Genomic DNA, 25,734 nt, shown 5'->3' with positions numbered 1-25,734 from the left:
TTCACCGACGGCGGGCGGCGATTATTTTTTGTACCGGTCGTAAGCGGCTTGATAAATGGCCATATATTCGTCCAGCTTCATTTTTTTCAACGTATCGAGGTAGCCGTCCCACTCCGTAAACGATGCTTTGCCCGAAACGAACTTGGCGTTCATTTCCGTGACGTACGTCGTAATGTCCGCGTTCAGCGCGGCCATCCGCTGGTTTTCCTCCGCCGTGTAGGAGAAGGCGGGCCAAAGTTCCTTCGGTATGTGCTTCGCGAACTTTTCCGCCGTTTGGACCGACTCCGGCAGCGATTCGGCGCCTTTGAAAAACTTTTGCTGCACCATGTTCGGATACCCGCCGCCCGGCCATACGACGTACTTCACGAGCGCCTGCTCGAACGTCAAGCCGTTCGGGTTGGCCGTAATTTCCTTCGTGTACTGCAGCTCGCCGGAAGGAGCCGTCTCGTACGACTTGCCTTCGAAGCCCATGAAAAACATTTTGCTGCCTTCTTCGCCGTACAAATAGTCCATCCAGCGGACGGTCGCTTCGGGATGTTTATTTTTGTCGGTAATGACGAACGCTCCCGGTACCGCAAGCGGAGAGCCGATGGCCGAATACAACTGCTCGCCCCGCGGCCCTTTCAACGCGCCGGCGCCGATGTAGCCCGTCTGGTTCATCAGCGTGTAAGGGCTCGTCGTGAACGTGGCTCCGTACAAGCCTTTGGCGCCCGTGGCGTAATATTGATTGGCCTGGATCGTGAATAGATCTTCCGAGATCAGCTTCTCGGCGTACAGCTTGTGCAAATATTGCAGCATCTCTTTGTATTGCGGATCGGCCGGAATGAATCTCAGCTTGCCTTCGGCGTCGACGTCGACGTTGGCGTGACGGGACCCCCGCGTGCCGAGCCCCCATGCGCCCTTGAAATAAAGGATCAAGTTCGGCAAGCCGACGCTTTGCAGCGGAATTTCGTCCGGCTGGCCGTTTCCGTTCGGATCTTTCTCCTTAAACGCCTTCAGCATCTCGTAAAACTGTTCGGTCGTTTGCGGTTCCTGCAAGCCGAGCTTGTCGAGCCATTCTTTCTTGATCCATAGCTTGCCGCCGGCCAGTACCGACGTGAACTTCGGGTCGTAAACGGTCGGGAACGAATAGATGTTGCCGTCGGGCATCGTCAGCCCTTTGCGCACCTCGGGATATTGATCGAGCAGCTTTTTGAAGTTCGGCGCGTACTTGTCGATCAAATCGTTCAGCTTGACGAATACGCCCTGCGAACCGTATTTGAGCAAATCCGGCAGCGGAATTCCCGCGGTGAAGAACGCGTCGGGATAATCGCCGCCGGCCAGCATGATGTTGCGCTTCTCCGCCAAGTTGTCGGTCGGAACCATTTCCCAATCGACATGGATGTTCGTCATTTTTTCGTATTCCTGCCACAGCATCGTCGCGTTCCAGTCGGGGGCGGTCGTCGGCGCTTTGCCCGCGATCATCTTCAAGCTGATTGTTTCGGGAACGATCGGCATGCCGGATGCGTTAAAGCCCGTTTTTCCGGGGTTCCCGTCCTCCGGGGAGCCGCCGCCGGAGCAGGCGGCGAGCGAGCCGAGCGACAGGGCCAGCGACAGCGTCGCGGCGCAAGAAGACTTCCATTTCATGATCGGACCTCCTTTGGATTCGGATCGCCGTCCGCGTACGATCATCCTTTTACCGCGCCGATGACAAGTCCTTTGACAAAATAGCGCTGAAGAAACGGATACAGCATCAGGACGGGCAGGTTGGCGATAATGATCACGGCGTATTTGATCGATTCGGCTTCCATGACGCTTTTGGCAAGCGATTCTTCGCTCGTTTCGACCATATCCTTCATATTGCTTTGGATCAATATTTCGCGCAGGATGAGCTGCAGCGGGTACTTGTCGCGGTCGGTCAAATAGATGAGCGCGCCGAAAAACGAGTTCCAATGGGCGACGCTGTAAAACAGTGTCATGACGGCGAGGATGGGGAGCGACAGCGGGAGTACGATGCGCAGCAGCGTCTGGACGTTCGAGCAGCCGTCCATGTAGGCCGACTCCTGAATTTCAGCCGGCACGGATTGCTGGAAAAACGTCCGCATGATGACGATATTCCAAACGGCCACGGCGTTCGGGATAATGAGCGCCCACATCGTGTTCACCATGCCGAGCTTTTTGACGAGCAAGTATGTCGGGATCAGTCCGCCGCTGAAAAACATCGTGAAGACGAACAAGGCGGTAACGACGCCGCGTCCGTACAGCTCCTTGCGCGAAAGAGGATAAGCGGCGCATACGGTCAAAACCAGATTGACGGCGGTCCCGAGCAGCGTGTATACGATCGTGTTCGCGTAGCCGTTCAAAATATCGCCGTTTCGGAACACCTTCTCGTATCCGCGAAACGTGATGTCCTCCGGCCACAACCAAATTTCGCCGTTTACGACTTTGCCCGGGTCGCTGATCGAGGCGACGGCGACGAACAGAAGCGGGTACAGCACCGCGATCAGCACGAGGACGAGCAGCGCGTGCACGACGAAACCGAACAGTTTGTCGCCGAACGATTGCTTTACCATAAGCTCGTTTCACCCGCCTTTCGCGCAACGAAGTTGACGGTAACGAGCAGGACGAAATTGATCAGCGAATTGAACAGGCCGACGGCGGCGGAAAAGCCGTACTGCGCTTCCAGAATGCCGCTGCGGTACACGTAGGTCGAGATGACGTCCGACGATTCCATGTTGAGGCTGTTCTGCATCAAAAATACTTTTTCGAAGCCGACCGCCAAAATCGCTCCCGCGTTCAAAATGAGGAGAATGACGATCGTCGGCCGAATGCCCGGCAAATTGATATGCCATATGCGCCGCAACCGACTCGCCCCGTCGACCTTGGCCGCTTCGTGCAGCTGCGGATCGATGCCGGTCAGTGCGGCCAAATAAATGATCGAGCTCCAGCCCATTTGCTGCCAGACGCCGGACAGGACGTATACCGTTTTGAACCAGTCCGGCTCGGTCAAGAACGCGATCCTCTCGCCGCCGAACCATTCGATCATCGTATTGACGATGCCGTAACGGGGCGACAAAAAAATGAACAGCATGCCGACCAAAACGACGGTCGACAGGAAATGCGGGGCATACGTGACGGTTTGGACCGTTTTCTTGAACCGTTTCGAGCCGATCTCGTTCATGAGCAAAGCCAGCGCGATCGGAACGGGAAAGCCTACGGCCAGTTCGTACAGGCCGATGCCGAGCGTATTCCGGATCAGCCGCCAAAAGTAATAGCCGTCGAAGAAACGTTCGAAATGTTGGAAGCCGACCCACGGACTGCCGCCGATTCCTTTGGAAGCGACGAATTCCTTGAACGCGATCTGGACGCCGTACATCGGGACGTAGTGAAAGAGGATGAAGTAAACGACGACCGGCAGCAAGAGCGCGTACAAGTCCCAATGCTTGCGCATCGATGCCGCAAGGGGCGAGCCGCGCGCGGTCCTTTTCGCCGGAGCGGTCGCCGGCAGGACGCGTTTCAAATTCGATTCACCTTCCTTCCGTAAATGGAAATGCGAGTGCGTTGCGGATGGGGCCCCATCGCCGTATAAGGTAATATAAAACGCTTTCATCGTCCATCGGCAGTTTTGTTCCGCATCTGCACTTCTTTACAGCAGGCCGGATTGGCGCGGGTTTATCGGGGGTAGAGACGGAGGGAGAGACGAAAAAACAGCCCGGCGGGACGCCGGGCTGCCATTCTGTTTGTATGCGCAAGCGGAATTGTTCGAGTCGGCTCGTTCACCCGAACAAGTTCAGCTTGCCGATCCGCTCGACGGCTTCCGTCAGCCGCTGCTCCGACGAGAGCAGCCCGAGCCGCACGTAGCCTTCGCCGCTTGTGCCGAAGCCGATGCCGGGCGCGACGACGACGTTCGCCTCGTTCAGCAGCAGGTCGGCGAATTCGGCAGACGTATATCGCTTCGGCACCGGCAGCCAGGCGAAGAACGAGCCGGCCGACGGCGTCGCTTCCCAGCCGATGCGGGACAGTGCGCCGAACAGCGCGTCGCGGCGGCTTTCGTACATGGAGGTCAGCTCGCGCACGCAATCTTGAGGGCCGGTCAGCGCGGCGGCCGCCGCCGCTTGGATGCCGCCGAACAGACTGACGTAATAGTGGTCCTGGATCAAATTGATCAACCGGACGACGTCGGCGTTGCCGAGCGCGAATCCGACGCGCCAGCCGGCCATGTTGTACGTTTTCGACATCGTGTAAAACTCGACGCCGACTTCTTTGGCCCCCGGCCGTTCGAGGAAGCTGACCGGCCGTTTGCCGTCGAAGCCGATCGCGCCGTAAGCGAAGTCGCTCGCCACGACGATGCCGTTGTCCGCGGCGAAGCGGATCGTATCGTCGTAGAACGATGCGGGGGCGGTCGCCGCGGTCGGATTGTTCGGATAATTGATGAACATCAGCTTCGCCCGCTTCACGTCGCCGGGCGACAAGGCGGAATAATCGGGAAGAAAGGCGTTGCCCTCCAGCAGAGGCATGAACACCATGTCGGCGCCGGCCAGCTCGACGCCGGACCAATAATCGGGATAGCCCGGGTCGGGGACGAGGCAGACGTCGCCCGCGTTCAGCAGGCATTGGCTCACTTCGACGAGGCCCGTTTTGCCGCCGAACAGAATGGCAACCTCCTTTTCCGGATCGAGCTTGACGCCGTAGTCGTCGAAATACCGCTTCGCGATCGCTTCCTTCAAGAAGCCGAAGCCGCTGAACGGCGGGTATTTGTGATAGAGCGGGTTCGGGGCCGCCTCCTGCAGCGCCGCCACGATATGGGCGGGAGTCGGCTGGTCGGGATTGCCTTGTCCGAGGTTGATCACATCGTGCCCTTGGGCGATGCGCGCGTTCGCTTTGCCGACGAGCGTGGCGAAAAACTGCGTCGGCAGCCGTTTCAGCCGGTCGGCCGCTTCGATCGGGAAGGCGGAAGTCGTATGGGTTGGCAAATGCATCGTATTTCACTCCGAATGGTAGACTTGACGAATAGTTTGATTATACCCGCCGATCGACCGTTTTTCCAATCCTTTTTCGAAAGCGTCGTTTGGCGGCCGGTTGCCGAGCGCCGTCCGTTCGTCTAATATGGAAGAGGAACAGACGAACGGAGGTTGGAACGAACGATGACCGACAGCACGATGAATATAGCGTTATTGCAAATGGATATCGCGATCGGGGAGCCCGAGCGCAATTTCGCCAAGCTGGCCGAGCTGCTGGAGAAGGCGGCGGCCGCCGAGCGCAAGCCGGATTTGATCGTTTTTCCGGAAATGTGGAACACCGGCTACGCGCTGGACCGCATCCGCGACATCGCCGACCGGGACGGGGAGCGGACGAAGGCGTTCGTATCCGGCTTTTGCCGGAAGCACGGCGTGAACGTCGTCGCGGGCTCCGTCGCGGAGCTGTCCGGGGAGGCGGTGCGTAATACGATTTTCGCCTTCGACCGGGAAGGGAACGAAATCGGGGACTACTCGAAGATCCACCTGTTCCGGCTGATGGACGAGGAAAAATATTTGACGGCGGGCGAGCGGGTCGGACGGCTCGATATCGGCGGCGTGCCGGCGGGCATGATGATTTGCTACGACATCCGGTTCCCGGAGCTGACGCGCCGTCTGGCGCTCGGAGGCGCGAAGCTGCTGATCGTGCCCGCCGAATGGCCGCATCCGCGGCTGCATCATTGGCGGACGCTGCTGACGGCGAGAGCGATCGAGAACCAAATGTTCGTCGTCGCGTGCAACCGGGTCGGGACGAGCGGTACGACGTCGTTTTTCGGCCATTCGATGGTCATCGATCCGTGGGGGGAAATCGTCGCGGAGGGCGACGAGTCGGAGCGGATCTTGACCGCGACCATCGACTTGGCCGTCGTGGATAAAGTCCGGTCGACGATTCCGGTTTTCGCGGACCGGCGCCCGGAGCTGTACGGCTCGGAAGAGCGTCCGCTATAAGCGGGCGTTCTTTTTTTTGGCGTAATCGGCGATAGCTCCCGTTAGACTGCGGTAATGCGTCGAAAAGCCGCGTATCCGGTTGCGTACCCGCCGTATCCGGTACTTGCGAACCGGAACCGGATATGGTTTGATATAGACAGGTCGGGGACATGTATATTCGGAATGGGGGAGAACTTTCCATGACAATATCGGGCCAATGGCACGAACGTCTCGAGCAGGCGATTCCGTGGGGATCGAGCACATGCTCGAAGGCGCCGTCGCTGCTGCCGGAAGAGCCGGCCGTTATCGTAAGGGGCGACGGCTGCCGCGTATGGGATGCGGACGGCAACGAATATATCGATTTTCGCAACGGGCTCGGCCCGATTACGCTCGGCTACCGGTTCCCGGAAGTGGACGAGGCGATCCGGCGCCAGCTGGACAACGGAATCGTGTTCGGCCAACCGCATCCGCTCGAAGCCGAAGTGGCGGAGCTGTTGGGCGAGCTCGTTCCGTGCGCCGAACGGGTGCGGTTTTTGAAGACGGGCGGGGAAGCGCTCGCCGCGGCGATCCGGATCGCCCGCACGTACACGGGACGCGACCGCATCGTGCAGGTCGGGTACAACGGCTGGCTCAATGCGCTGGCCGGAGGCGGTCCGTCGCTGCCGGGGCAGCGGGCGACGGGAAGTCCGAAGGGCGTTCCCGCCGCCGTCAGCGGGCTGCACCACGCCGTGGGCTGGAACGATATCGGCTCGGTGGAGCGATGGTTCGACGATTGCGGCTCCGAGATCGCCGCCGTCGTCGTCGCGGCCGATTACGCCGAGATGGAGAAGGGAGCGTCGTTCTACCCGGCTCTCCGCGAATTGACGCGCAAGCACGGCGCGCTCCTCGTATACGACGAAATCGTGACCGGCTTCCGGATCGCGATAGGCGGCGTCCAGCACTATTTCGGCGTCGTGCCCGATATGGCCGTCTTCAGCAAAGGAATCGCCAACGGCATGCCGCTGTCCGCCTATATGGGCTCGAAGGAAGTGATGGCCGCATGCGATCGCGGCGGAGCGGTCATTTCCAGCACATTCGGGGGCGAAACGCTTTCGCTTGCGGCGTCCAGAGCGACAATTCGGATTTACCGGGAACAAGACGTCGTCGGGCATCTATGGCGGCAAGGAGAGAAGCTGTGGGGCGGCTTGAACGAACGATTGTCGGCCGCGGGCCTTCCCATTCGTTTGAAGGGCTATGCCCCTTGTCCCGCATTCACGTTGCAGGAGGGGGCCGATCCGGCCGTCAGGGACCGCTTTTTCCGGGCGGCGTATCGGAACGGCGTGTCGCTGTACAATATCTCCTATGTCAATTACAGTCACAAAGACGCCGATATCGCGGAAGCGCTCGAGCGGCTCGAGCAAGCTTGCCGGGAAACGGCCGTATGACCGGTCGGCCAGGAGGCCGCCGAGGCGGAAAGGAAAGCGGGGACGACGATGATTATTGACGCGCATACGCACATTTGGGGCGGGCAATATGGGGAAAGCACAAGGGAACTGCTGCGGGCGTGCGACCTGTTCGGCATATCGAAGCTGCACGTGTCCGGCTTGAAGTCGCACTATCCGGACGAGGCGGAAGTCGCGGAGCTGAATGCCGACGTCGCGCGCTTCATGAAGGAGCAGCCGGGTATGGTGGAAGGGTACTGCTACGTCAATCCGGCCCATTCCAACGCGCTCGACGTATTGAAGAAGGGCGTGGAGGAGTACGGGATGAGCGGCATGAAGCTGTGGGTCGCCACGTTTTGCGACGATCCGCGGGTTTTTCCCGTCGTGGAAGCGTGCATCGACTACAACATCCCGATTCTGATCCATGCGTTTCACAAGGCGGTCGATCAGCTCGAATTCGAGACGACGGGCGTGCACGTCGCCAATCTGGCGCGGCTGTACCCGAACGCGAAAATATTGATGGCCCATTTCGGAGGCAACTGCTACCACGGAATCCGGGCGGTGCGGGATTGCCGCAACGTCTGGCACGATTTTTCCGGCTCGCCGTTCCGCCGCGACGACGTCGACTATGCGGTCGAGCGGGTGGGCGTCGACCGGATCGTATTCGGCTCCGACATGCCGATTACGTACCTGGTCAATTACGGTCAGGTGGAGGAAGCGGATTTGACCGCCGAGCAGAAGGAACGGATCTATTACAAAAACGCGCTGGAACTGTTCGACCGCAGCTTGAAAATCGGCTGAACCGGCGTTTTGCATGCGCATAGGAGGGGGAACGGGATGAGTACGGACGTGAACGCCCTGCTCGGCCATTGGCCATTTCGGAAAATACGCAAAAACACGCTTGACGATCTCCGGCACGTGCATCGGACCAACGGCATTTCGGGCGGGTACGTCGCCTCGTTGAACAGTATTTTTTACAACGACCCGTTCGAAGGCGACGAGGAGCTCCACGCTTTGATCGGAGGAACGGAATACAAGCACGTGCTGACGGTCAACCCGACGCTGCCGGGATGGCGGCGCGATATCGAGGACGGCTTGAAGCGGTTCGATATTCGCGGCGTGCGCGTTTATCCGACCTACCACGATTACGATTTGAACGACGAGCCGGTATCGGAGCTGTGCGACGCGCTGCAGGAGTTCGGGCTTCCGCTGTTCGTGACGAAACGGATGGAGGACGAGCGGCTCGATTATTTGATCAAGCCGAAGCCGCTCGACGTCGAATCGCTGCGGCGGTTCGTCCGGAGCCGTCCGAACCTGGATATCGTCGTACTCAATATCCGTTTCGCGGAAATCGTCGCGCTCGAAGCGGAAGCGAACGAATTGCCCCGGCTCTTTTTCGACACGTCGGGTTTAAAGGACAAAGTGTTCGTGCTTGAGGAGCTGCTGCGGCACGTCCCCGCCGGCAAAATCGTTTACGGCTCGCAGCATCCGCTGTACTGCTTGAAAAGCACGCACGCGATCGTCGACATGGTCGACTTGCCAGACGAGACGAAACGGGCAATCTTTGCCGACAACGCGAAGCTTCTGGATCGCACGAACTGAACGTACTTCTTCTATTCCGTTATACCGGCATACAAATAGGGCTGTCCCACGAGGGATGGCCTTATTTTGTGTCAGATATGTTAACGTGTAAGCGAATTCATAAAAAATAAATCATTTATGTGTTAGAAAACATGACATACAGTATTGATTTTCTGGCGATTTGGCTGTATCATTCAAGCAAGGGTTAAATGATTGTTATAAAATATAACATAAAATGACGATTAACGAAGGGAGCCGATCGCATGAACATCGCCTTGATCGCGCACGATGTGAAGAAAGAGGAATTGGTCAACCTCGTCATCGCTTACGAAAAGGTGTTTGCCTCGCATACGTTGTTTGCAACCGGTACGACGGGGCAAAAAATCGCCGAAGAAGCGAAGCTGCCCGTCGTGAGGCTGAAATCGGGGCCGCTCGGCGGCGATCAGCAAATCGGGGCGCTCGTCGCCCAAAACGAAATGGACGCGGTCATCTTCCTGCGCGATCCGCTCGTTGCCCTCGCCCACGAGCCGGACGTTACGGCTCTGCTTCGCCTATGCGACGTACAGTGCATTCCGGTCGCGACGAACATCGCCTCGGCGGAGCTGCTTGTCAAAGCGTTGGAGCGCCACGATCTCGCCTGGCGGAACGTCGTTCACCGGTACCGTTACGAGCGCCGCAGCGGGACCGAAGGCTGACGAGCGGCCGGATCAGCCGAGACGCACTTTCAAGCCTTGCACCGCCAATTCGACGCCGTCGGGCAGCGGGTAGCCGGCATCGACGTCGACGCCGTGCGACATATGCGTAAACAACGCGCGCTTCGGCTTCGTTTCCCGGATCAGGTCGAACGCCTCCGTCATGTCGTAGACGGACCGCGTGTCGAGCGGAGCGTCCTCTTTGTAAAAATTGGTGCCAAGCACAAGCATGTTCAAGCCGTGAAGCGGCTTTTTTTGTTGCTCGGACAGCCGAATCGCGTCGGAACAGTACGCCCAGGCATATCCGTCTTTTTCGAACCGGTAGGCGAATGAGGTGCCGTTTTTCCCGTGACACACTTCCCAGGGGACGATCGTCCAGCCGCCGAACCGCATCCCGCCGTCGTTCGCGACGAACGTCAGCTTCCGTTCGAGCCACGGATATTGCCGGCGGATCGTATCGAACACGACGGCCGGCGCGTACACGGATCCTTTGCTTTTCGTCCATCGGCACGCGTCGAGCCATTCCGGCAGCCCGGCGATATGGTCGTGGTGAGGGTGAGTGACGAGGGCGTTTTCCAGCGAACGTCTGCCGATCGCCTCCATCTGCGCGACCCAGTCTGGACCGCAATCGATGAGCAGCGGACCGTCGGTCGTATCGAGTATGGCCGACGAGCGGAATCGCCGGTTCCGGCCGGTCGACCGCGCTTCCGTACAAACGGCGCAGTCGCAATATACCCGCGGCACTCCCATCGAATCGCCCGTCCCCAAAAACGTCAATTCATCCATCCGATCCCGGTCCTCTCTCTATCCGTGTCCGCCCGATCAGTTCTCTCGCCGTGGATATGAACGCCTCCGCCGCCTTCGACACGTACCGGCCTTTTCTTCTCGCGATGACGAGCGTCCGCGTCGGCCGGCTTGCGATGGACAAGTAGACGGGGGCGTTCTCGCTCCATTTGCCCCGCTCGACCATGGCGGGCACGAAGGCGACGCCCATGCCGGCCGCCACGAGCGACTGGACCGTCTCGATGTTGCTGCTCTCGAAGGCGATGCGGGGCGCGAAGCCGGCGGCAAGGCATAAGTCGATCGCCGTTTGGCGCAAGCCCTGGCCTTTCTTGAGTACGACGAACGGCTCCCGTTCGAAGCGGGCCAAATCGACGGTCCCGTCGCCCGACGCCATCGATGCGAACGGATGATCGGGAGGAACCGCCAGCCGGATTTCCTCCTCCACGAGCACGTCGTATTCGAGCGACTGCTCGTGAAGCGGCAGCGACAGCAGGCTGAGGTCGGTCCGGCCGTCGGCCGTCAGCTGCGTCAAGTTGGCGGACGTCTCTTCGATCAGCACGATTTCGATATCGGGGTACCGCTGCCGGAAAACGGGGAGGACGAGCGGGAGCATATGGGCGCCGGTAATCGGCATACTGCCGATGATCAGCTTCCCTTTGCGCAATTGCGAAATGTCGTCCATCTCCTGGCGGATTTCGCCGACCATGTCGACGATTTTTTGCGCCTTGTCGACGAAGACGGCTCCGGCGTGCGTCAGCTCGACCGAGTTCGTGTTGCGGTGGAACAGCAGGACGCCCAGCTCCTTTTCCAGCTTGGACAGCTGCTGGCTGAGCGAAGGCTGGGCGATGTGGAGCTTTTCGGCCGCCCGCGAAAAGTTTTTTTCGGCGGCGATTTGGATGGCGTACAGCAGCTGCCTGAATTCCATGGCAAGTCCTCGCTTAATACGAATAATATTCGGGATCGTCGGGTTCAAGTTGCTTATAAGTATACCCGTTCGGTAAGTATTGAACACCGTTGGGGTCTAACCGACCTCCGTGAAGCTCAGAGAACGGAATCAGCGTAATCACATATTTGGAAAATTTCCCATTGACCCGACACCAATAATAAAACTGATTAACCTTTTCAGCAGGTTCCATAAGGATCGGTTCGGTGTAATACTCTTTGTCACCTATTTTATATTTGGAAACTGATTTGGCGAAATCGTTCAAAGCATCAATAACTTTTAAATCTGAAATTTGACCCATCGGAACCGGGCTTGTATAGTCGTATGTATAGGAGGGCTCGGGCGTCTCCTTCCAAGCTTTTTTCAGCTCTTCTTCGCTAACATATATATCCTCCGTATACTTCTCCTTAGACAAACGAAGTCCTTTCGTATCGATACCCATCTTCCGGGCGTCGCTCAATCGATACAAAGTCGTCCACTTGTTATCATAAATTTTCAAGAGCGTATAAGTTCTGCCCAAATATTTGACTGTCTCCACACGAGGCGTTATCATCGTAACCTCGTCCGTAATTTCCTCCGGAGTTTCGGCCTGTTCGCTATAGATCCGATTGACAATATGGATCGTTTGACTTTGGCTGTCCCAGTTCACCTGTGCCCCCAGCAGCTGTCCGACAAGCTTCAACGGAAGATAAGAGCTGTTGTCGTACACGAGAGGAGGGGCGTTCAAATTCACCTGCTGCCCGTTCAAGACGACCTTGAAATCGGGTCGCAAGTACGCCTCCACCTTTTGAATGACGTCTTGAGCGTAGACGCCCGCCGTAAAACTAGCCCCGATCGTAATAAAAGCCGACAGCGCCAGCACTGTCCGTTTCTTCATAACGCTCTCACCTCTGTATCCAAAGTACGACATACCACGCGTAAAGTGGGGTAATTCGACAGCGATCCCCCGTTTTCCTCCTGCGTCTGGGCAATCCGACAGGGGGACCGATCCGTCCCGTTTCGCGATAAACCCGAAGCGGGGTGCAATACCGTTCCTATGTAGGGGGACGATTGTCGCAAATGCGGCAATCGTCCTTCCCGACCGTCATCAGCTTCGTTTCAGAAGCACGAATCCGCTGACGTTCGACGTTCTTTCGCTGACCACGACGACGAAGCCGTTGCGCCTCAAGCAGCGCAGCGCGGCGGAAAGCCGTCTGCCCGGCCGGAGCAAATCGACGCACGGCCGTGCGCTGCCGATAACGCGAACAGCCGTTATCGTACGGCGGGAGCCGGGAACGAGCGGGTTGCGAATCCAAGCGATCAAGACGAGATCGGGTTGGGCGGGTATGCGTACGCGACTCATGGAAGATCCACCTCTTTTCGTCAAAGGATTGCTATAGTAAATGCAGGCCGAATCTAGTTGGATCTATGCGGTTTTCACGATGGGGCAAAATTTGGTTGATAGTCTCGAAGATTTTTCCGCAACGTACCGGGTGATTCGGGAATCGAACTGTGTTAAGGTAGGGATTGTCGGGCATCGCCGAGGTGATTGGCTATTGTTTTTTCCTATCGAGGCTATAGCTATTATATCTTGGAGCAATGATGATGACCGTGGTATGATCGGTACAAAGAACGTAACGAGGTGAACCCTATGGCTAAGAAAACGATGTTCGAAAAAATTTGGGACAATCACGTCATCCATCAGGAGGAAGGCAAGCCTAGCATTATTTATATCGACCTTCATCTGGTGCACGAAGTGACCTCTCCCCAGGCGTTCGAGGGGCTGCGTCTCGCGAACCGGAAAGTGCGCAGGCCGGATTTGACGTTTGCGACGATGGACCATAACGTACCGACGAAAGACCGGTTCAACATCGCGGACCCGATTTCGAAGCAGCAAATCGACACGCTGTCGAAAAACTGCGCCGATTTCGGCGTCACGCTGTTCGACTTGAACCATGTCGACCAAGGCGTCGTTCACGTCATGGGGCCGGAGGTCGGCTTGACCCATCCGGGCAAAACGATCGTCTGCGGCGATAGCCACACCTCGACGCACGGCGCGTTCGGCGCGCTCGCCTTCGGCATCGGGACGAGCGAAGTGGAGCACGTGCTCGCGACCCAATGCTTGCAGCAAGCGAAGCCGAAAACGATGGAAGTGCGCGTCGTCGGCAAGCTGAAGACGGGCATTACGGCGAAAGACTTGATTCTCGGCATTATCGCCAAATACGGTACCGATTTCGCAACGGGCTACGTCATCGAATATACGGGCGAAGCGATTCGCAATTTGTCGATGGAAGAACGGATGACCGTCTGCAACATGTCGATCGAAGCGGGTGCCAGAGCGGGCATGATCGCTCCCGACCAGACGACGTTCGACTACTTGCGCGGACGCGACTACGTGCCGCAAGGCGAAGCGTTCGACCGGGCGGTCGAAACGTGGAAGCAGCTCGTCACCGACGAAGGCGCGACGTTCGATACGGTCGTCGAATTCGACGCCGAATCGCTCATCCCGCAAGTGACTTGGGGAACGAGCCCGGGCATGGGTACCGACGTGACGGCGCGCGTGCCGGATCCGAAAAGCTTCGCGACGGAAAACGAACGGAAAGCGGCCGAAAAGGCGATCGAATATATGGGCTTGACGCCGGGGACGCCGATGACCGACCTGACAGTGGACGTCGTCTTCATCGGCTCGTGTACGAACGGCCGGATCGAAGATTTGCGCGCCGCCGCCGCGGTTGCGAAAGGCTACAAAGTCGCTTCCCACGTGAACGCGATCGTCGTTCCGGGCTCCGGCCGCGTCAAGCTGCAGGCGGAGAAGGAAGGGCTCGACAAAATTTTCACCGAAGCGGGCTTCGAATGGCGCGACGCGGGCTGCAGCATGTGTCTCGCGATGAATCCGGACGTATTGAGCCCGGGACAGCGCTGCGCCTCCACCTCGAACCGGAACTTCGAAGGACGCCAAGGACGCGGAGGTCGGACGCATCTGGTCTCGCCGGCGATGGCGGCGGCCGCGGCCATCAAAGGACATTTCGTGGACGTGCGCGATTGGAAATTCAAAGTCGAAGCGGGCGTGTAACCGCGGAGCCGATAAGGAGAGGATAACCGATGGAAGCATTCAAACAGCATACCGGTCTCGTAGCTCCGGTGGACCGGGTTAACGTCGATACGGACGCGATTATTCCGAAGCAATTTTTGAAACGAATCGAACGGACCGGCTTCGGCCAGTTTCTGTTCTATGAATGGCGCTTCGACGAGAAGGGCGACGTCAATCCGGAATTCGAAATGAACAAGGCGCGCTACCAAGGCGCATCGGTGCTCATTTCCCGCGCCAACTTCGGCTGCGGCTCGTCCCGCGAGCATGCTCCGTGGGCGATTATGGACTACGGCTTCAAAGTCGTCATTGCGCCGTCGTTCGCCGACATTTTCTATAATAACTGCTTCAAAAACGGCATTTTGCCGATCAAGCTGAGCGAGGAGCAGGTGGAGGAGCTGTTCCAGCGCACGGCCGCGAACGAAGGCTACAAGCTGACCGTGGATTTGGAGAACAAGACGATTAAGGACGGCCAAGGCCTTCACATCGCATTCGATTTGGACGAACACCGCCGCCAATTTTTGCTGCTCGGTCTCGACGACATCGGCCTGACGCTGCAGCATGAAGATTTGATCTCCGCTTATGAGGCGAAGCACGCCGCCCGCCTCGGCTGATCGAAGCCGGAGGAAGGAAGCGAAAAACCGCACGGGACGTTCCCGTTGCGGTTTTTTTGTCAGCTGCGAATCGGTTTACGTTTCACGACGGTGGACGGCTTCCACCTTAAAATCCGGATGAGCTGGTCCTTTTTCTTTTCCACGGAAAGCCCGAAACCTGTCCGAATCCAATGGAAACCGATATCCGGCTAAACGTTCATCGATTAAACGCTCCGCAGCATGCGGATCAGCGTCTTCGGCGACCTTCAGCTCCTCCAACGACAGCTGCTACAGCACGCGAACCATATCGCAGCCCGGTTCCGGGCGGTTTTTCTTTTTGTCCGAGCAAGCTTGGACGGGTACGGCGAAAACGGGGCATTTGCGGCTTAATCGGGAGCGTTCGCATTCTATCGGGCTCTATCGGCCCGATTCTCGTTTTTTTGTCGGAATGATAGAATAATTTGTATTTTAATCGCAACTTTTGACCGTTTTTCATCGTCTAACCCTATGTCTGATGCTGGCAAATCTATGCAACCTTTGTCCGATCGCGGCGCATTTTCATAGAGCGGGAGAGGCGTTGCCGGATTTGCCCGAACGGTTATGAAATCGAATGAAGCTCAGAGGTGAACGATGAAGTACGTAAAATGGTTGCTGCCCGCCCTGTTGGTCGCCTTGATGCTGCTGGCGCCGGTCCAAGCTTTCGCCGCGGACGGCCCGATCCAGCTGTTTTTGAACGAGAGGAAGCTGAATCCCGAAGTGCCGCCGCAAATTATCGGCCAAGGCGTTACGATCGTGCCGGTCCGTATCGTATCGGAGGGGCTGGGCGCGAAAGTGGAATGGTTCGAGAAGGAGCAGCGGGTCAAGGTCGTATTCGGCGGGAAAACGATCGAGATGAAGATCGGCGACAAATCCGCGACGGTCGACGGCAAAAAGGAAGTGCTCGAAGAAGCGCCGGCGCTCGTCGGGGACTTCACGTTCGTGCCGATCCGGTTTATTGCCGAGCAGCTCGGCCATACGGTCGGCTGGGACGACTCGACTCGGTCCGTCAAAATGGTCATGAAGGCGCAGGAGTCGGAAACCGTGGCCAATAACGGCGGCGAAACGAAGCCCGACTCGAAGCCGTCCACGCCCGGGAACGGAGGGGCGGCGAAGCCGGGAACGGGGAGCCAGCCCGGCGCGAACGCGAGCGAAGGCGGAGTGCCGACACTTACGAAGCTCGAGGCGTCGGGCGGGCAAATCGTCATCCAGACGAGCGCGGACGTCAAAGCGACGGCGTTCGAGCTGTCCGATCCGTACCGGATCGTTATCGACTTGCCCGGAACGGCGCTCGGCGCTTTCGCCAAGCCGGGAAAACCTGGGCAAGTCGGCGAAATGACCGTCGATCATCCATACGTCGAAAAAATCCGGTACGCCCTATACTCGGATTCGCCGTCCACCGTCCGGATCGTGCTCGACATGAAGCAAAACTCCGATTACCAATTGACGGAAACGAAATCGGCGCACCAATGGGCGGTCCGGTTCGACGCCAAGACGTACAAGGTCGTCATCGACGCCGGTCATGGCGGCAAGGACCCCGGCGCGAAATCGATAAATTCGCGTCCGGAAAAGGATTTTACGCTCCCGATGGCGAATAAAGTGTACAAGCTGCTGCAACAGGAGCCCGCCATCAAGACGATCATGACGCGTACGGACGACACGTATCCGACGCTCGACGAGCGGGTGGCGCTGGCCAACGGCAGCAACGCCGACTTGTTCGTGTCGATTCACGGCAACTCGTATAATCCGTCGATTCGGGGGACGGAAACGTACTATACCCGCGAGGACAGCGAAGCGTTCGCCAAGCGGATGCATCGTTGGCTGGTCGAAGCGACCGGGTTTCCGGATCGCAACGTGCGGGAGTCGAGTCTGAAAGTGACCCGTGAGACGACGATGCCTGCCGTTCTGCTCGAAGTCGGATATTTGTCCAATGCGATCGACGAGGCCGCCATGTATACGGACGAGTTCCAGGATCGGGTCGCCGCCGCGATCGTCGCGGGAATCAAAGAGCAGCTCCGGATCGGCGGATCGGTCGCAAAAAAGGATGCTGCGATTAGCAAGCAAGAGGCGAAAAGCGGAAAAGACGAACAGCAGCCGAGCAAAGAAACGGCGACGGGAGCAGCCGGCGCGTCGACGGTCAAAGTGGCCGATATTCCGGCGGGGGAAGCGCCGGCGAAGTCCGGCACGCCCGCGAAATAAACGGATGCATCGGTCCGGTATATGCCGAGCCGTTGCCTTAGGCAAAGCTCGGCTTAGGCTTACGAAGTAAACTTTGCCTTCGGCAAAGTTCAGCGTATGCTTTCGTAGTAAACTTTGCCTACGGCAAAGTTCTTAGGAGTGATTCGATGAAGCGAAGTTTCGGTTACAAGCATATTGTTGTTGGCGTCGCCGTCGCCCTGGCGTTAACCGGCTGCGCCAACGCGAAGACGAAAACCGATCCGGCGCCGTCCGGCACGACGCATGGCGCGAAGCCGAACGACGGTGCCCCTGCTGCCAAGCAGCTTACGATCAAAACGTATTACGCCGACGACAATCTCGACAAGCTGATCGAGCGCGAAGCGACGATAACGTTTGCGAGCGATTCCGATAAGTACAAAGCGGCGCTGAACGCGCTGAAGACGTCGCCGGACGCCTCGTTGTCGTCGCTCAGCAAGGGGATCGATTACCGTTCGGCCGCGTTCAAGGACGGCCAAGTCGTCGTCGATCTCGCGATCGCCGCCGAAGGACGGCTCGGTTCTCCGGGGGAACAGCTGCTCGTCGAGTCGATCCGCAAGTCGCTGTTCCAGTTCGCCGAAGTGCAGTCGATCGACGTGCTCGTCGAAGGCAAGCAAACCGAAAGCCTGATGGGCCACGTAAGCCTCCCGCATCCGATCAAACGGAACTGAAGCGGCGCTTCGACAGGACAATCATGGGAAACAATGCGGAGGGAGAAACGGGATGAAACGCAACATGAAAAAAACGTTAACAATGGCCGTCGCCTACTCGCTCGTATCGTCGATGGTGCTGGCGGCACCCGCTTATGCGGAAGTATCGGGAGGCAGCACGACGACGGGGACGACGAACGCTTCGTCGTCCGCCAATGTCAAGCTCAGCTTCCCGGACGTACCGTCGAGCCATTGGGCCGTCAAGCATATTTCCAAGCTGCTGCTTGAAGGCATCGTCCAAGGCGACGATATGGGCCGGTATAACCCGGATAGCAAAGTGAGCCAGCAGGACGTCATCATTATGGCGATCCGGATGATGGGGCTCGAGAGCAAAGCGCTCGAGAACAAAGCGACGATTTCGCTTCCGTGGAGCGACGTGAGAAGCGACGCGCGGCCTTATATCGCGTATGCGATCGATCAAGGGCTGATCGATCTTCAAGAGGAATATGACGCCGCCGCCTCCAAGTGGGGAACGAAGGAAGCGCCGCGCGAGTGGGTTGCCAAAATCGTCGTGCGCGCCATCGGCAAAAAGCAGGACGCGATCGCCAAAGCGGAATTCCCCGGCACATTCGCCGACAACGATAAAATTTCGTCCGGCAACGCCGGCTACGTCAACGAAGCGGTATCGCTCGGCATCGTCCAAGGGTTCGAGGACAATACGTTCCGGCCGGCCGACGGCGTGACGCGGGCTCAGATGGCGACGTTCCTAAGCCGGGCCGAGAAATATTCGCCGAACTTGTCCGACCGCGCGCTGGTCGGCACGGTAATGGCGATCGACGGCTCCAAGCTGACGATTCGCGACAAGAACGGCTTGACGAAAGACGTGACGCTTCATACGAACGCTTCGTTCTACACGTACAAAAACGATACGACGCGGCTGACGCCTTCCGACGTAAAGCTGTACAACGAGGTGTACGTCCTGCATCAGCAGGGTACCGCCTATTTGATCGAAGTGACGAACGACGAAATTCCGATGACCGGAGTCGAAGGGAAGCTCGTCAGCGTCGATATGAACGAATTGACCGCCTCGATCGAGGTGGACGGCAAATATTATACATACGACCTCGCTTCGAACGTATCGGTGCGGGACTTGAACGGCGCCGGCTTAAGCTTGGGCTCGCTGCAGGAAGATTCCGTCGTCGAGCTGAAAAAGCACGCGCTCATTCAAGACGCGAAAATTTCGCAAATCGTCGTCAAGGAAATGCCGATCAACAAGACGGTGGACGCGGCGTTCCTGTCGTTCGACCCCGTCAATTTGACCGTCAAAGTGAAAGACCGGCAGACCGGCGCCGAGGAAGCGTTCAAAGTGACCGACAAGTCCGTTTTCTGGCAGGGCGACAACTATTTCGATCCCGCGAATTTGTTCGAAGGCGACATCGTGCGCGTCGAAGTGAAGAAAAGCAAGGTCGTGAAAGTGGAAGTCGTACAGCAGCTTGTCGAGAAGCGCGACGAAGGGAAGCTTCTTTCGCTCAGCGACGACAAGACGATCGTTACGATTCAAAAGTCCGGCGACGAGCTGGCGTCGTACAAAGCGTCCGACCGCGTGCTCGTTGTGATGGGAGACGGCTCGTTCGGCTCCATCCGCGACTTGATGCCGGGCGACCAGCTGAAGCTGGAAATCAACCAGAACAAAATCGACAAAGTGACGGTACAAAGCCGGAGCATCCAAAACTTCACGCTGGCGACGATCGAAACGTATATCGCCGACAGCAAAATTTTGCTTGTGAAGGACGAGCTCGGCAACCCGAAAAGCTATCTCGTCACCGACAAAACCCGGTTCCTGTATGACAACACCGAGCTGACGCTCGCCAACTTTCAGTCGAACTTCGTCAAGGGCAAGCGCGTCAACGTCGTCGCATCGGAAAGCACGCTGCTGTCGGTTCAAATCGCGACGCGTATGGAAGGAACCGTGACGAGCGTCAGCACGACGACCGGAGAATTGACGATCAAGACGCCGACCGGCGGCTACCAGACGTACAAAACGCTGAGCTACACGTCCGTCGATAAATACAGCCTGCCGTCGGCCAAGCTGACCGACCTGCGCACGGGCGATTACGTGCGAGGCTTCTTCGACGGTACGCAGCAGACGGTCGTCGGGGTATCCGTCCGCGAGACGCAGCTCGTCCATACGATATCGAAGGATGCGTCGAACAGCCGGATTACGGTGAAAGATTTGGCCGGCAACACGTCCTCGTATTCGTTGTCCGGCTTGCCGGTACACCGGAACGGGCAGCCGGTCAGCACGAACGACATTGCGGTCGACGAGCCGCTGCAAATTACGTTCATGGGCAAATCGATCGAGAGCGTCCAGGTACTCGATGCCGTCCGGGGCAAAGTGACGGGCGTCGATGCGGTGGCGAATCGGGTGACCGTTACGGATTATACGAACGTTTCCCGCGTGTTCGAGACCGGAACGAACGTCTCCGTGCGTAACGGCTCGACCGTCTTGCCGTCGCTCGCGTCGGTGAAGCCGGACGACCGCGTCGAGATGGTGAAGGATACGTCGGGCAACACGACCGTCCTCATCATCCCGGGCGAGCAGCGCACGGTCCAATCGTACGATGCGTCGACCAAGGTGCTGAACCTGATGCGCCGCACCGTCAACGACAAGCTGGCGTACCCGCTGCACGACAAAGCGTATATCCACCAAGGCACGCAGCTGATCGCGCCGACCGCGCTCGTCAGCGGCAACGTCGTTACCGTCTATTTGATCAACGATAAAATCGTGGAAATCGCCAAGCCGTAACGTCATCCGGCCTACGTTCGGTTGGTACGCGTCGCCGGCCGCAAGCACCGCTTGCGCCGGCGGCGTTTTTTAGCGTATAATCGAACCTTGGCGGCGAAACGGCAACGATCCTTTAGCGAGGTGCATGACGGATGACGAGCAAAAAAGTACGGCACATCCTCGACACGATCGCCGGCATGTTTCCCGACGCCCATTGCGAGCTGAACCACTCGAACCCGTTCGAGCTGACGATCGCGGTGCTGCTGTCGGCCCAATGCACGGACGAGACCGTCAACAAAGTAACCGTCGATCTGTTTCGCAAATACAAAACGCCGGACGATTACTTGGCGGTGCCGCTCGAAGAGCTCGAGCAGGACATTCGCCGCATCGGGCTGTTCCGCAACAAGGCGAAAAACATCCAAAGCTTGTGCCGTCTTCTGTTGGACAAGCACGGAGGGCAAGTGCCGGAAAAGCACGAGGAGCTCGTCGAGCTGCCCGGCGTCGGGCGCAAGACGGCCAACGTCGTCGTCTCGAACGCGTTCGGCGTACCGGCGATCGCCGTCGACACGCACGTGGAGCGCGTCTCCAAGCGGCTCGGCTTGGCCGGCCCGGACGATACGGTGCTGCAGGTCGAGCACAAGCTGATGAAGCAGGTACCGCGCGACGAATGGACGATCACGCATCATCGGCTCATTTTTTTCGGCAGGTACCATTGCAAGGCGCAAAACCCGCAATGCAGCGCGTGTCCGCTGGTCGATCGATGTCCGGAAGGAAAACGGCGTATGAAAATGCCCATAAAGAGGAAATCTAACAAGTAAAGCAACAACAGCCAATAATCGAAGGTGGGAACCGGCATGAAATGCATCGCGGTCTATACGAACGATTTCGAATTGTTTTCCGACATTTACGAGGAGGTGCTCCGCACCCCGCTCGCCGAGAACGAAGAAAAGGAAATCGAGGGCGTCACGGTCAGCGAGTCCGGGGACGTTCCGGAGCACTATATCGACCGGATGCGCACGAAACCGGACGTCGTCGTCATGAAAGTGAAGGACAAAGACATTACGATTTTGCAGCACGGGGAAGTGTTCGAAATATTTATACCTGAAAATGAATTTGTGATACACTAGAAACCGGAGAAATTCGGTTTTTTTCTTTTATATCGGACATTTTTCAACAGAGCTGGGGAGAGCGAAGTCATGAATGCTGTAGACATCCGGGGAACGACGCAAGCGGGGGAGACGATCGAAACGGTCGCCCGCCGAATGGCGGAGGCCGGCGACAAGAAACATGCGGAGAAACTGAGGCAGCTGGCCGGGAAGGCGTCCGAGCCGGCTTTGCATATCGCCTTTTGCGGACATTTCTCGGCGGGCAAATCGAGCTTGATCAATAAATTGTGCGGGCATCGGCTGCTGCCGTCGAGTCCGATCCCGACCAGCGCGAACGTCGTGACGATTCGCAACGGGGAGGCGGGCGCCGTCGTCAAGAAGGCGGGGCCGGCGGACGGCGGGCCGGAGCTCGTCGAAGTGCTTTTGGACGAACTGGACGCCTATTGCAAAAACGGCGAGGCGATCGAATCGGTGCACATCCGCTATCCGATTCCGCTGCTCGGCGACAAGGCGACGCTGCTCGATACGCCGGGCATCGACTCAACCGACGACGCGCACCGAACGGCGACCGAATCGGCGCTTCATATGGCCGACGTCGTCTTTTACGTCATGGACTACAACCATGTCCAGTCGGAGATCAACTTCGCGTTTACGAAGCAGCTGAAAGAATGGGGCAAGCCGCTTTACCTGATCGTCAACATGATCGACAAGCACCGGGAGGGCGAGCTGCCGTTCGAGGCGTACCGGGAAAGCGTCGTCCGTTCGTTCGAGAGCTGGCATATCGAGCCGGACGGCTTGCTGTTCACGTCGGTGAAGCGGCCGGACGACCGGAACGACGAATGGGAGAAGCTCGTCTGGCTGATCGGCCGGCTGACCGAGCGGGCGGAGCCGCTTCGGCGCGACAGCTTGGCGAAGTCGCTGCGCCATGTCATCGGCCAGCACGGCGAATGGCTGGCCGAACGGAACGAGGACGAGAAGGCGTCCTTGCGGGCGCAAATCGAGCGGGACGGTGAGGAACGGCTTCCGGAACGGTACGAGGCGATCCTAGCGCGCATCGGCGAGCTCCGGCAAGCCGGCGAGAAGCTGCGGACCGACCTCCGCAAGGAAGCGTCCCAATTGCTCGACAACGCCAACGTGACGCCGGCGACGACGCGAGATAAAGCCCACCATTATTTGCAAAGCCGCAAGCCCGGCTTCAAGGTCGGCTTCTTCTCCCGGGCGTCCGCGACGGCGAAAGAAATCGAGAGCCGACTATCGGATTTCGCCGCCGATTACACGGAGAAGGTGGAAGCGGGCATCGTCTGGCATATGCGCGCCATGCTGCTGCAAGCCGGGGAGCGGTACGGCTTGGACGCGGCGGCGATCGATTCAGCCCTTGCGGAAGCGCGGAACGCGGTCGGGGCGGATTGGCTGGCCGACCAGGTGCAGGCCGGGGCGATCGCTTCGAACGAATACACGCTCAATTACTCGAAGCATATCGCCGCCGAGACGAAAAGCGTCTTCCGCCGAACGGCGTTCGAATGGATCGACGAGATCGTCCGGCGCTCTGCCGCGGAAGCGGAACGCGAAGCGGCGGGGCTTGAAGAGGAGCGGCGCGGGCTGGAGGAGCGGCTGACCGCGTATCGACGGCTTCAGGCGATCGAGCGCGAAGAGCGGGAGCGGATCGAAAAGCTGCTGGCGGAGGCCGTCATCGACGGTCCGTCCGTCGAAGGACCGCTTCCCGATCCTCGATCGTTCAAAGGGGACGACACGCCGAGCCCCGTTTATCGACCGGAAACCGGCGCCGGCGAGACGTCGTCGCGGTGGCAGCTGTCGCTCGACCGCGCCGGAACGGGCGCACGGCCCGAGACGGAATCCGGCGCCGACGCGAACGCGCCGGGAGGATTCCGTGCGACGATGGCGCGGACGGCGTCGAAGCTGAAGGAAGCGTACGCGCTGCTCGATCCGATTCCGTCGATGCAATCGGTCGTCCGCTCGATGCGCGAGAAGGCCGAGCGGCTCGAGCAGAGCCGGTTCACGATCGCCTTATTCGGCGCGTTCAGCGCGGGCAAGTCGTCGTTCGCCAACGCGCTCATGGGCGAGCCGGTGCTCCCCGTATCGCCGAACCCGACGACGGCGGCGATCAACAAGATCATGCCGCCGACGGACGACTGGCCGCATGGCGCGGTCAAGGTGAAGATGAAGTCGGCGGAAGCGATCCGCGACGACGTTCTTTACTCCTTGAACGCGCTCGGCACGCAAGCGTCCGATATGGAAGCGGCGCTTGCCGAAATCAACCGGCTGTCGCCGGACCGGGTCGGTCCGAACGGGAAGCCGCATTATACGTTTTTGCAAGCCGTCCGCAAAGGATGGGGCGAAGCGAAAGGGGCGCTCGGCGAGCAGCTTCGCGTCGATCTCGACTTGTTCCGCGACTACGTCGCCGAGGAGAGCAAATCGTGCTTCGTCGAATATATCGAGCTGTATTACGCCTGCCCGCTGACCGAGCAGGGCATGATTTTGGTCGATACGCCGGGAGCGGACTCGATCAACGCCCGGCATACCGGCGTCGCCTTCAACTATATCAAGAACGCCGACGCCGTCTTGTTCGTCACTTATTACAACCATGCGTTCTCCCAGGCGGACAGGGAATTTTTGCTCCAGCTCGGCCGGGTGAAGGACAGCTTCGAGCTCGATAAAATGTTTTTCCTCGTCAACGCGGCCGATTTGGCCGCAAGCGAGGAGGAGCTGAACGGCGTCGTCGGACACGTGGCCGACAATCTTCTTCGCTACGGCATCCGCAATCCGCGCATTTATCCGGTGTCGAGCCTGATGGCGCTCGAAGGCAAAATGCGCCGGGACGAAGCCGTCGCCAAAGGAAGCGGCATCGTGCGCTTCGAAAAGGAGTTCGTCCGCTTCGCCGTCGGCGAACTGGCCGGGATCGCCGTCCGATCGGCCGATCAGGAGCTGGAGCGTTCACTGTCGCTGTTGAACCGGTGGATTGCGGGAGCCAAGGAAGGGGAAGAAGCGCGCAGCCGAAAAATGACGCAAGTCCGGGAGTCCCGCGCGAAAGCGGAGGAGCTGCTGCGCGACGTCGATACGTCGTCCGAGGAGCGGGAAGCGGGGAAGGAAATTCAGGAGCTGCTTTACTACGTGAAGCAGCGGCTGACGTACCGGTTCGGCGAGCTGTTCCAGTACGCGTTCAACCCGGCTGCGCTTCGCGAAGACGCCGGCTCAATCCGCAGCTCGATGCGGGCGGCGTGGTTCGAGCTGCTTCGGCTCGTCTCCTACGATTTGTCGCAGGAGCTGTACGCCACGACGCTGCGCATCGAGAACGCGTTGAACCGGCTTGCCGCAAAGCGGCACGACGAGAAGCGACAGCGGATCGCCGCGCTGCTCGAAGGGTTCGAAGGGGGCGCCTACGAGCCCGCCCCGTTCCGGACGCCCGCCGTAGCCGAGTCGATCGAAGCGGCCGCCGACGAGAAGTGGCTGGCCGGCTTTTACAAGAACGGCAAGCAGTTTTTCGAGGGCCCGGGCAAAGGCCAGCTTCGCGAGGCGGTTGAGAAGGTGCTCACGCCGGTCATCGCCGAGTTTGTCGATCGGCACGGAACCGCGTTCGAGGCCGAATACGCCGGCCAATTCCGGGAGCGGGCCGAATCGGTTCACCGCCGATTGGCCGAGCTGCTCGAGGAGCATGCGGAAGGGATGCTGGCGGCGCTCGAAATGAAAGTCGACGTGGACGGCTTCGTCCGGACGCGCACGCGGCTGCAGTCCCTCGCGAATGAAGCGTGAATCGCTAACGGAAGGACGTCTTCGCATCGGTCGAAGGCGTCTTTTTTTCGACAACCGATACCGATTTGAGATCGTTGCGCAACGATTGCGGGCGATCGCGGAATGAGCGTCTAAACCGGGCGGTAAGCCCGGTATATTTCCATTTATCGGGAGGGGGGACAGGCAGTTTTTGAC

Annotated in this window: 21 protein-coding genes; 13 read left to right on the top strand and 8 right to left on the bottom strand. The window is 58.7% G+C overall.

Features of this window, described 5'->3' with window-relative positions; translation table 11 throughout:
• Window positions 1-21: 21 nt before the first annotated feature.
• The 4 genes from DLM86_RS09895 to DLM86_RS09880 form a co-directional block, all read right to left on the bottom strand.
• The gene (locus DLM86_RS09895) at window positions 22-1,626 is read right to left on the bottom strand and encodes an extracellular solute-binding protein (protein WP_110839850.1); all 1,605 of its coding nucleotides are present in this window, start codon (window positions 1,624-1,626) and stop codon (window positions 22-24) included.
• Between the two features lie 41 nt (window positions 1,627-1,667).
• Window positions 1,668-2,552, bottom strand: a complete 885-nt coding sequence (locus DLM86_RS09890) for a carbohydrate ABC transporter permease (protein ID WP_110839849.1) — start codon at window positions 2,550-2,552, stop codon at window positions 1,668-1,670.
• Entirely contained in the window at window positions 2,546-3,430 is an 885-nt protein-coding gene (locus tag DLM86_RS09885) for an ABC transporter permease (protein ID WP_110840234.1), read from the bottom strand. Before DLM86_RS09885 ends, DLM86_RS09890 begins: the two co-directional genes overlap by 7 nt.
• 325 nt (window positions 3,431-3,755) lie before the next feature.
• Window positions 3,756-4,958, bottom strand: a complete 1,203-nt coding sequence (locus DLM86_RS09880) for a pyridoxal phosphate-dependent aminotransferase (protein ID WP_110839848.1) — start codon at window positions 4,956-4,958, stop codon at window positions 3,756-3,758.
• Between the two features lie 165 nt (window positions 4,959-5,123).
• On the opposite strand from DLM86_RS09880, the gene DLM86_RS09875 reads away from it, so the two are divergent.
• The 5 genes from DLM86_RS09875 (at window position 5,124) to DLM86_RS09855 (ending at window position 9,618) form a co-directional block, all read left to right on the top strand.
• Window positions 5,124-5,942, top strand: coding sequence for a carbon-nitrogen family hydrolase (locus tag DLM86_RS09875; RefSeq protein ID WP_110839847.1), 819 nt, complete (start codon window positions 5,124-5,126; stop codon window positions 5,940-5,942).
• Window positions 5,943-6,121: 179 nt separating this feature from the next.
• Entirely contained in the window at window positions 6,122-7,345 is a 1,224-nt protein-coding gene (locus DLM86_RS09870) for an aminotransferase class III-fold pyridoxal phosphate-dependent enzyme (RefSeq protein WP_158289417.1), read from the top strand.
• A gap of 48 nt (window positions 7,346-7,393) precedes the next feature.
• Window positions 7,394-8,143 (top strand): amidohydrolase family protein, encoded by a 750-nt coding sequence (locus DLM86_RS09865; RefSeq protein WP_110839845.1) that lies wholly within the window; start codon window positions 7,394-7,396, stop codon window positions 8,141-8,143.
• A gap of 36 nt (window positions 8,144-8,179) precedes the next feature.
• Window positions 8,180-8,944, top strand: coding sequence for an amidohydrolase family protein (locus tag DLM86_RS09860; protein ID WP_110839844.1), 765 nt, complete (start codon window positions 8,180-8,182; stop codon window positions 8,942-8,944).
• A 242-nt stretch (window positions 8,945-9,186) separates the two neighbouring features.
• Window positions 9,187-9,618, top strand: a complete 432-nt coding sequence (locus DLM86_RS09855) for a methylglyoxal synthase (protein ID WP_110839843.1) — start codon at window positions 9,187-9,189, stop codon at window positions 9,616-9,618.
• Window positions 9,619-9,630: 12 nt separating this feature from the next.
• Here the strand turns inward: DLM86_RS09855 and DLM86_RS09850 are convergent, their stop codons facing one another.
• From DLM86_RS09850 to DLM86_RS09835, 4 genes are all read right to left on the bottom strand, one after another.
• Window positions 9,631-10,401 carry an MBL fold metallo-hydrolase gene (locus DLM86_RS09850; RefSeq protein WP_110839842.1) on the bottom strand — a complete coding sequence of 257 codons (771 nt, stop codon included), beginning with the start codon at window positions 10,399-10,401 and terminating at the stop codon, window positions 9,631-9,633.
• Window positions 10,394-11,323, bottom strand: a complete 930-nt coding sequence (locus tag DLM86_RS09845; protein ID WP_110839841.1) for a LysR family transcriptional regulator — start codon at window positions 11,321-11,323, stop codon at window positions 10,394-10,396. The genes DLM86_RS09850 and DLM86_RS09845 overlap by 8 nt, the downstream gene beginning before the upstream one ends.
• Window positions 11,324-11,336: 13 nt before the next feature.
• Window positions 11,337-12,218 carry a stalk domain-containing protein gene (locus DLM86_RS09840; RefSeq protein ID WP_158289416.1) on the bottom strand — a complete coding sequence of 294 codons (882 nt, stop codon included), beginning with the start codon at window positions 12,216-12,218 and terminating at the stop codon, window positions 11,337-11,339.
• Between the two features lie 210 nt (window positions 12,219-12,428).
• Complete coding sequence (locus tag DLM86_RS09835; RefSeq protein WP_110839839.1) at window positions 12,429-12,683, bottom strand: hypothetical protein; 255 nt, start codon at window positions 12,681-12,683, stop codon at window positions 12,429-12,431.
• A 288-nt stretch (window positions 12,684-12,971) separates the two neighbouring features.
• On the opposite strand from DLM86_RS09835, the gene leuC reads away from it, so the two are divergent.
• From leuC to DLM86_RS09790, 8 genes are all read left to right on the top strand, one after another.
• Window positions 12,972-14,393, top strand: a complete 1,422-nt coding sequence (leuC, locus tag DLM86_RS09825; protein ID WP_110839837.1) for a 3-isopropylmalate dehydratase large subunit — start codon at window positions 12,972-12,974, stop codon at window positions 14,391-14,393.
• A gap of 29 nt (window positions 14,394-14,422) precedes the next feature.
• Entirely contained in the window at window positions 14,423-15,022 is a 600-nt protein-coding gene (gene leuD, locus DLM86_RS09820) for a 3-isopropylmalate dehydratase small subunit (protein ID WP_110839836.1), read from the top strand.
• 609 nt (window positions 15,023-15,631) lie between these two features.
• The gene (locus DLM86_RS09815; RefSeq protein WP_110839835.1) at window positions 15,632-17,236 is read left to right on the top strand and encodes an N-acetylmuramoyl-L-alanine amidase family protein; all 1,605 of its coding nucleotides are present in this window, start codon (window positions 15,632-15,634) and stop codon (window positions 17,234-17,236) included.
• Between the two features lie 146 nt (window positions 17,237-17,382).
• Entirely contained in the window at window positions 17,383-17,922 is a 540-nt protein-coding gene (locus DLM86_RS09810; RefSeq protein ID WP_110839834.1) for a GerMN domain-containing protein, read from the top strand.
• A 52-nt stretch (window positions 17,923-17,974) separates the two neighbouring features.
• The gene (locus DLM86_RS09805; protein ID WP_110839833.1) at window positions 17,975-20,707 is read left to right on the top strand and encodes an S-layer homology domain-containing protein; all 2,733 of its coding nucleotides are present in this window, start codon (window positions 17,975-17,977) and stop codon (window positions 20,705-20,707) included.
• Between the two features lie 131 nt (window positions 20,708-20,838).
• Window positions 20,839-21,504 (top strand): endonuclease III, encoded by a 666-nt coding sequence (nth, locus tag DLM86_RS09800; protein WP_110839832.1) that lies wholly within the window; start codon window positions 20,839-20,841, stop codon window positions 21,502-21,504.
• Between the two features lie 36 nt (window positions 21,505-21,540).
• On the top strand, window positions 21,541-21,813 hold the full coding sequence (locus tag DLM86_RS09795; protein ID WP_110839831.1) for an NAD/NADP transhydrogenase alpha subunit: 273 nt from the start codon (window positions 21,541-21,543) through the stop codon (window positions 21,811-21,813).
• Window positions 21,814-21,882: 69 nt separating this feature from the next.
• Entirely contained in the window at window positions 21,883-25,560 is a 3,678-nt protein-coding gene (locus DLM86_RS09790; protein ID WP_110839830.1) for a dynamin family protein, read from the top strand.
• The last annotated feature ends 174 nt before the right edge of the window (window positions 25,561-25,734 follow it).

It is taken from the genome of Paenibacillus flagellatus, assembly GCF_003217775.1.
GTDB lineage: Bacteria > Bacillota > Bacilli > Paenibacillales > NBRC-103111 > Paenibacillus_AB > Paenibacillus_AB flagellatus.
This window is presented reverse-complemented; position numbering and strand designations above follow the sequence as displayed.

Bases quoted from the DNA above. Each gene is read 5' to 3' on its own strand.
- DLM86_RS09895 (WP_110839850.1), bottom strand. From the start codon at position 1,626: ATGAAATGGAAGTCTTCTTGCGCCGCGACGCTGTCGCTGGCCCTGTCG.
- DLM86_RS09890 (WP_110839849.1), bottom strand. From the start codon at position 2,552: ATGGTAAAGCAATCGTTCGGCGACAAACTGTTCGGTTTCGTCGTGCAC.
- DLM86_RS09885 (WP_110840234.1), bottom strand. From the start codon at position 3,430: ATGCGCAAGCATTGGGACTTGTACGCGCTCTTGCTGCCGGTCGTCGTT.
- DLM86_RS09880 (WP_110839848.1), bottom strand. From the start codon at position 4,958: ATGCATTTGCCAACCCATACGACTTCCGCCTTCCCGATCGAAGCGGCC.
- DLM86_RS09875 (WP_110839847.1), top strand. From the start codon at position 5,124: ATGACCGACAGCACGATGAATATAGCGTTATTGCAAATGGATATCGCG.
- DLM86_RS09870 (WP_158289417.1), top strand. From the start codon at position 6,122: ATGACAATATCGGGCCAATGGCACGAACGTCTCGAGCAGGCGATTCCG.
- DLM86_RS09865 (WP_110839845.1), top strand. From the start codon at position 7,394: ATGATTATTGACGCGCATACGCACATTTGGGGCGGGCAATATGGGGAA.
- DLM86_RS09860 (WP_110839844.1), top strand. From the start codon at position 8,180: ATGAGTACGGACGTGAACGCCCTGCTCGGCCATTGGCCATTTCGGAAA.
- DLM86_RS09855 (WP_110839843.1), top strand. From the start codon at position 9,187: ATGAACATCGCCTTGATCGCGCACGATGTGAAGAAAGAGGAATTGGTC.
- DLM86_RS09850 (WP_110839842.1), bottom strand. From the start codon at position 10,401: ATGGATGAATTGACGTTTTTGGGGACGGGCGATTCGATGGGAGTGCCG.
- DLM86_RS09845 (WP_110839841.1), bottom strand. From the start codon at position 11,323: ATGGAATTCAGGCAGCTGCTGTACGCCATCCAAATCGCCGCCGAAAAA.
- DLM86_RS09840 (WP_158289416.1), bottom strand. From the start codon at position 12,218: ATGAAGAAACGGACAGTGCTGGCGCTGTCGGCTTTTATTACGATCGGG.
- DLM86_RS09835 (WP_110839839.1), bottom strand. From the start codon at position 12,683: ATGAGTCGCGTACGCATACCCGCCCAACCCGATCTCGTCTTGATCGCT.
- leuC (WP_110839837.1), top strand. From the start codon at position 12,972: ATGGCTAAGAAAACGATGTTCGAAAAAATTTGGGACAATCACGTCATC.
- leuD (WP_110839836.1), top strand. From the start codon at position 14,423: ATGGAAGCATTCAAACAGCATACCGGTCTCGTAGCTCCGGTGGACCGG.
- DLM86_RS09815 (WP_110839835.1), top strand. From the start codon at position 15,632: ATGAAGTACGTAAAATGGTTGCTGCCCGCCCTGTTGGTCGCCTTGATG.
- DLM86_RS09810 (WP_110839834.1), top strand. From the start codon at position 17,383: ATGAAGCGAAGTTTCGGTTACAAGCATATTGTTGTTGGCGTCGCCGTC.
- DLM86_RS09805 (WP_110839833.1), top strand. From the start codon at position 17,975: ATGAAACGCAACATGAAAAAAACGTTAACAATGGCCGTCGCCTACTCG.
- nth (WP_110839832.1), top strand. From the start codon at position 20,839: ATGACGAGCAAAAAAGTACGGCACATCCTCGACACGATCGCCGGCATG.
- DLM86_RS09795 (WP_110839831.1), top strand. From the start codon at position 21,541: ATGAAATGCATCGCGGTCTATACGAACGATTTCGAATTGTTTTCCGAC.
- DLM86_RS09790 (WP_110839830.1), top strand. From the start codon at position 21,883: ATGAATGCTGTAGACATCCGGGGAACGACGCAAGCGGGGGAGACGATC.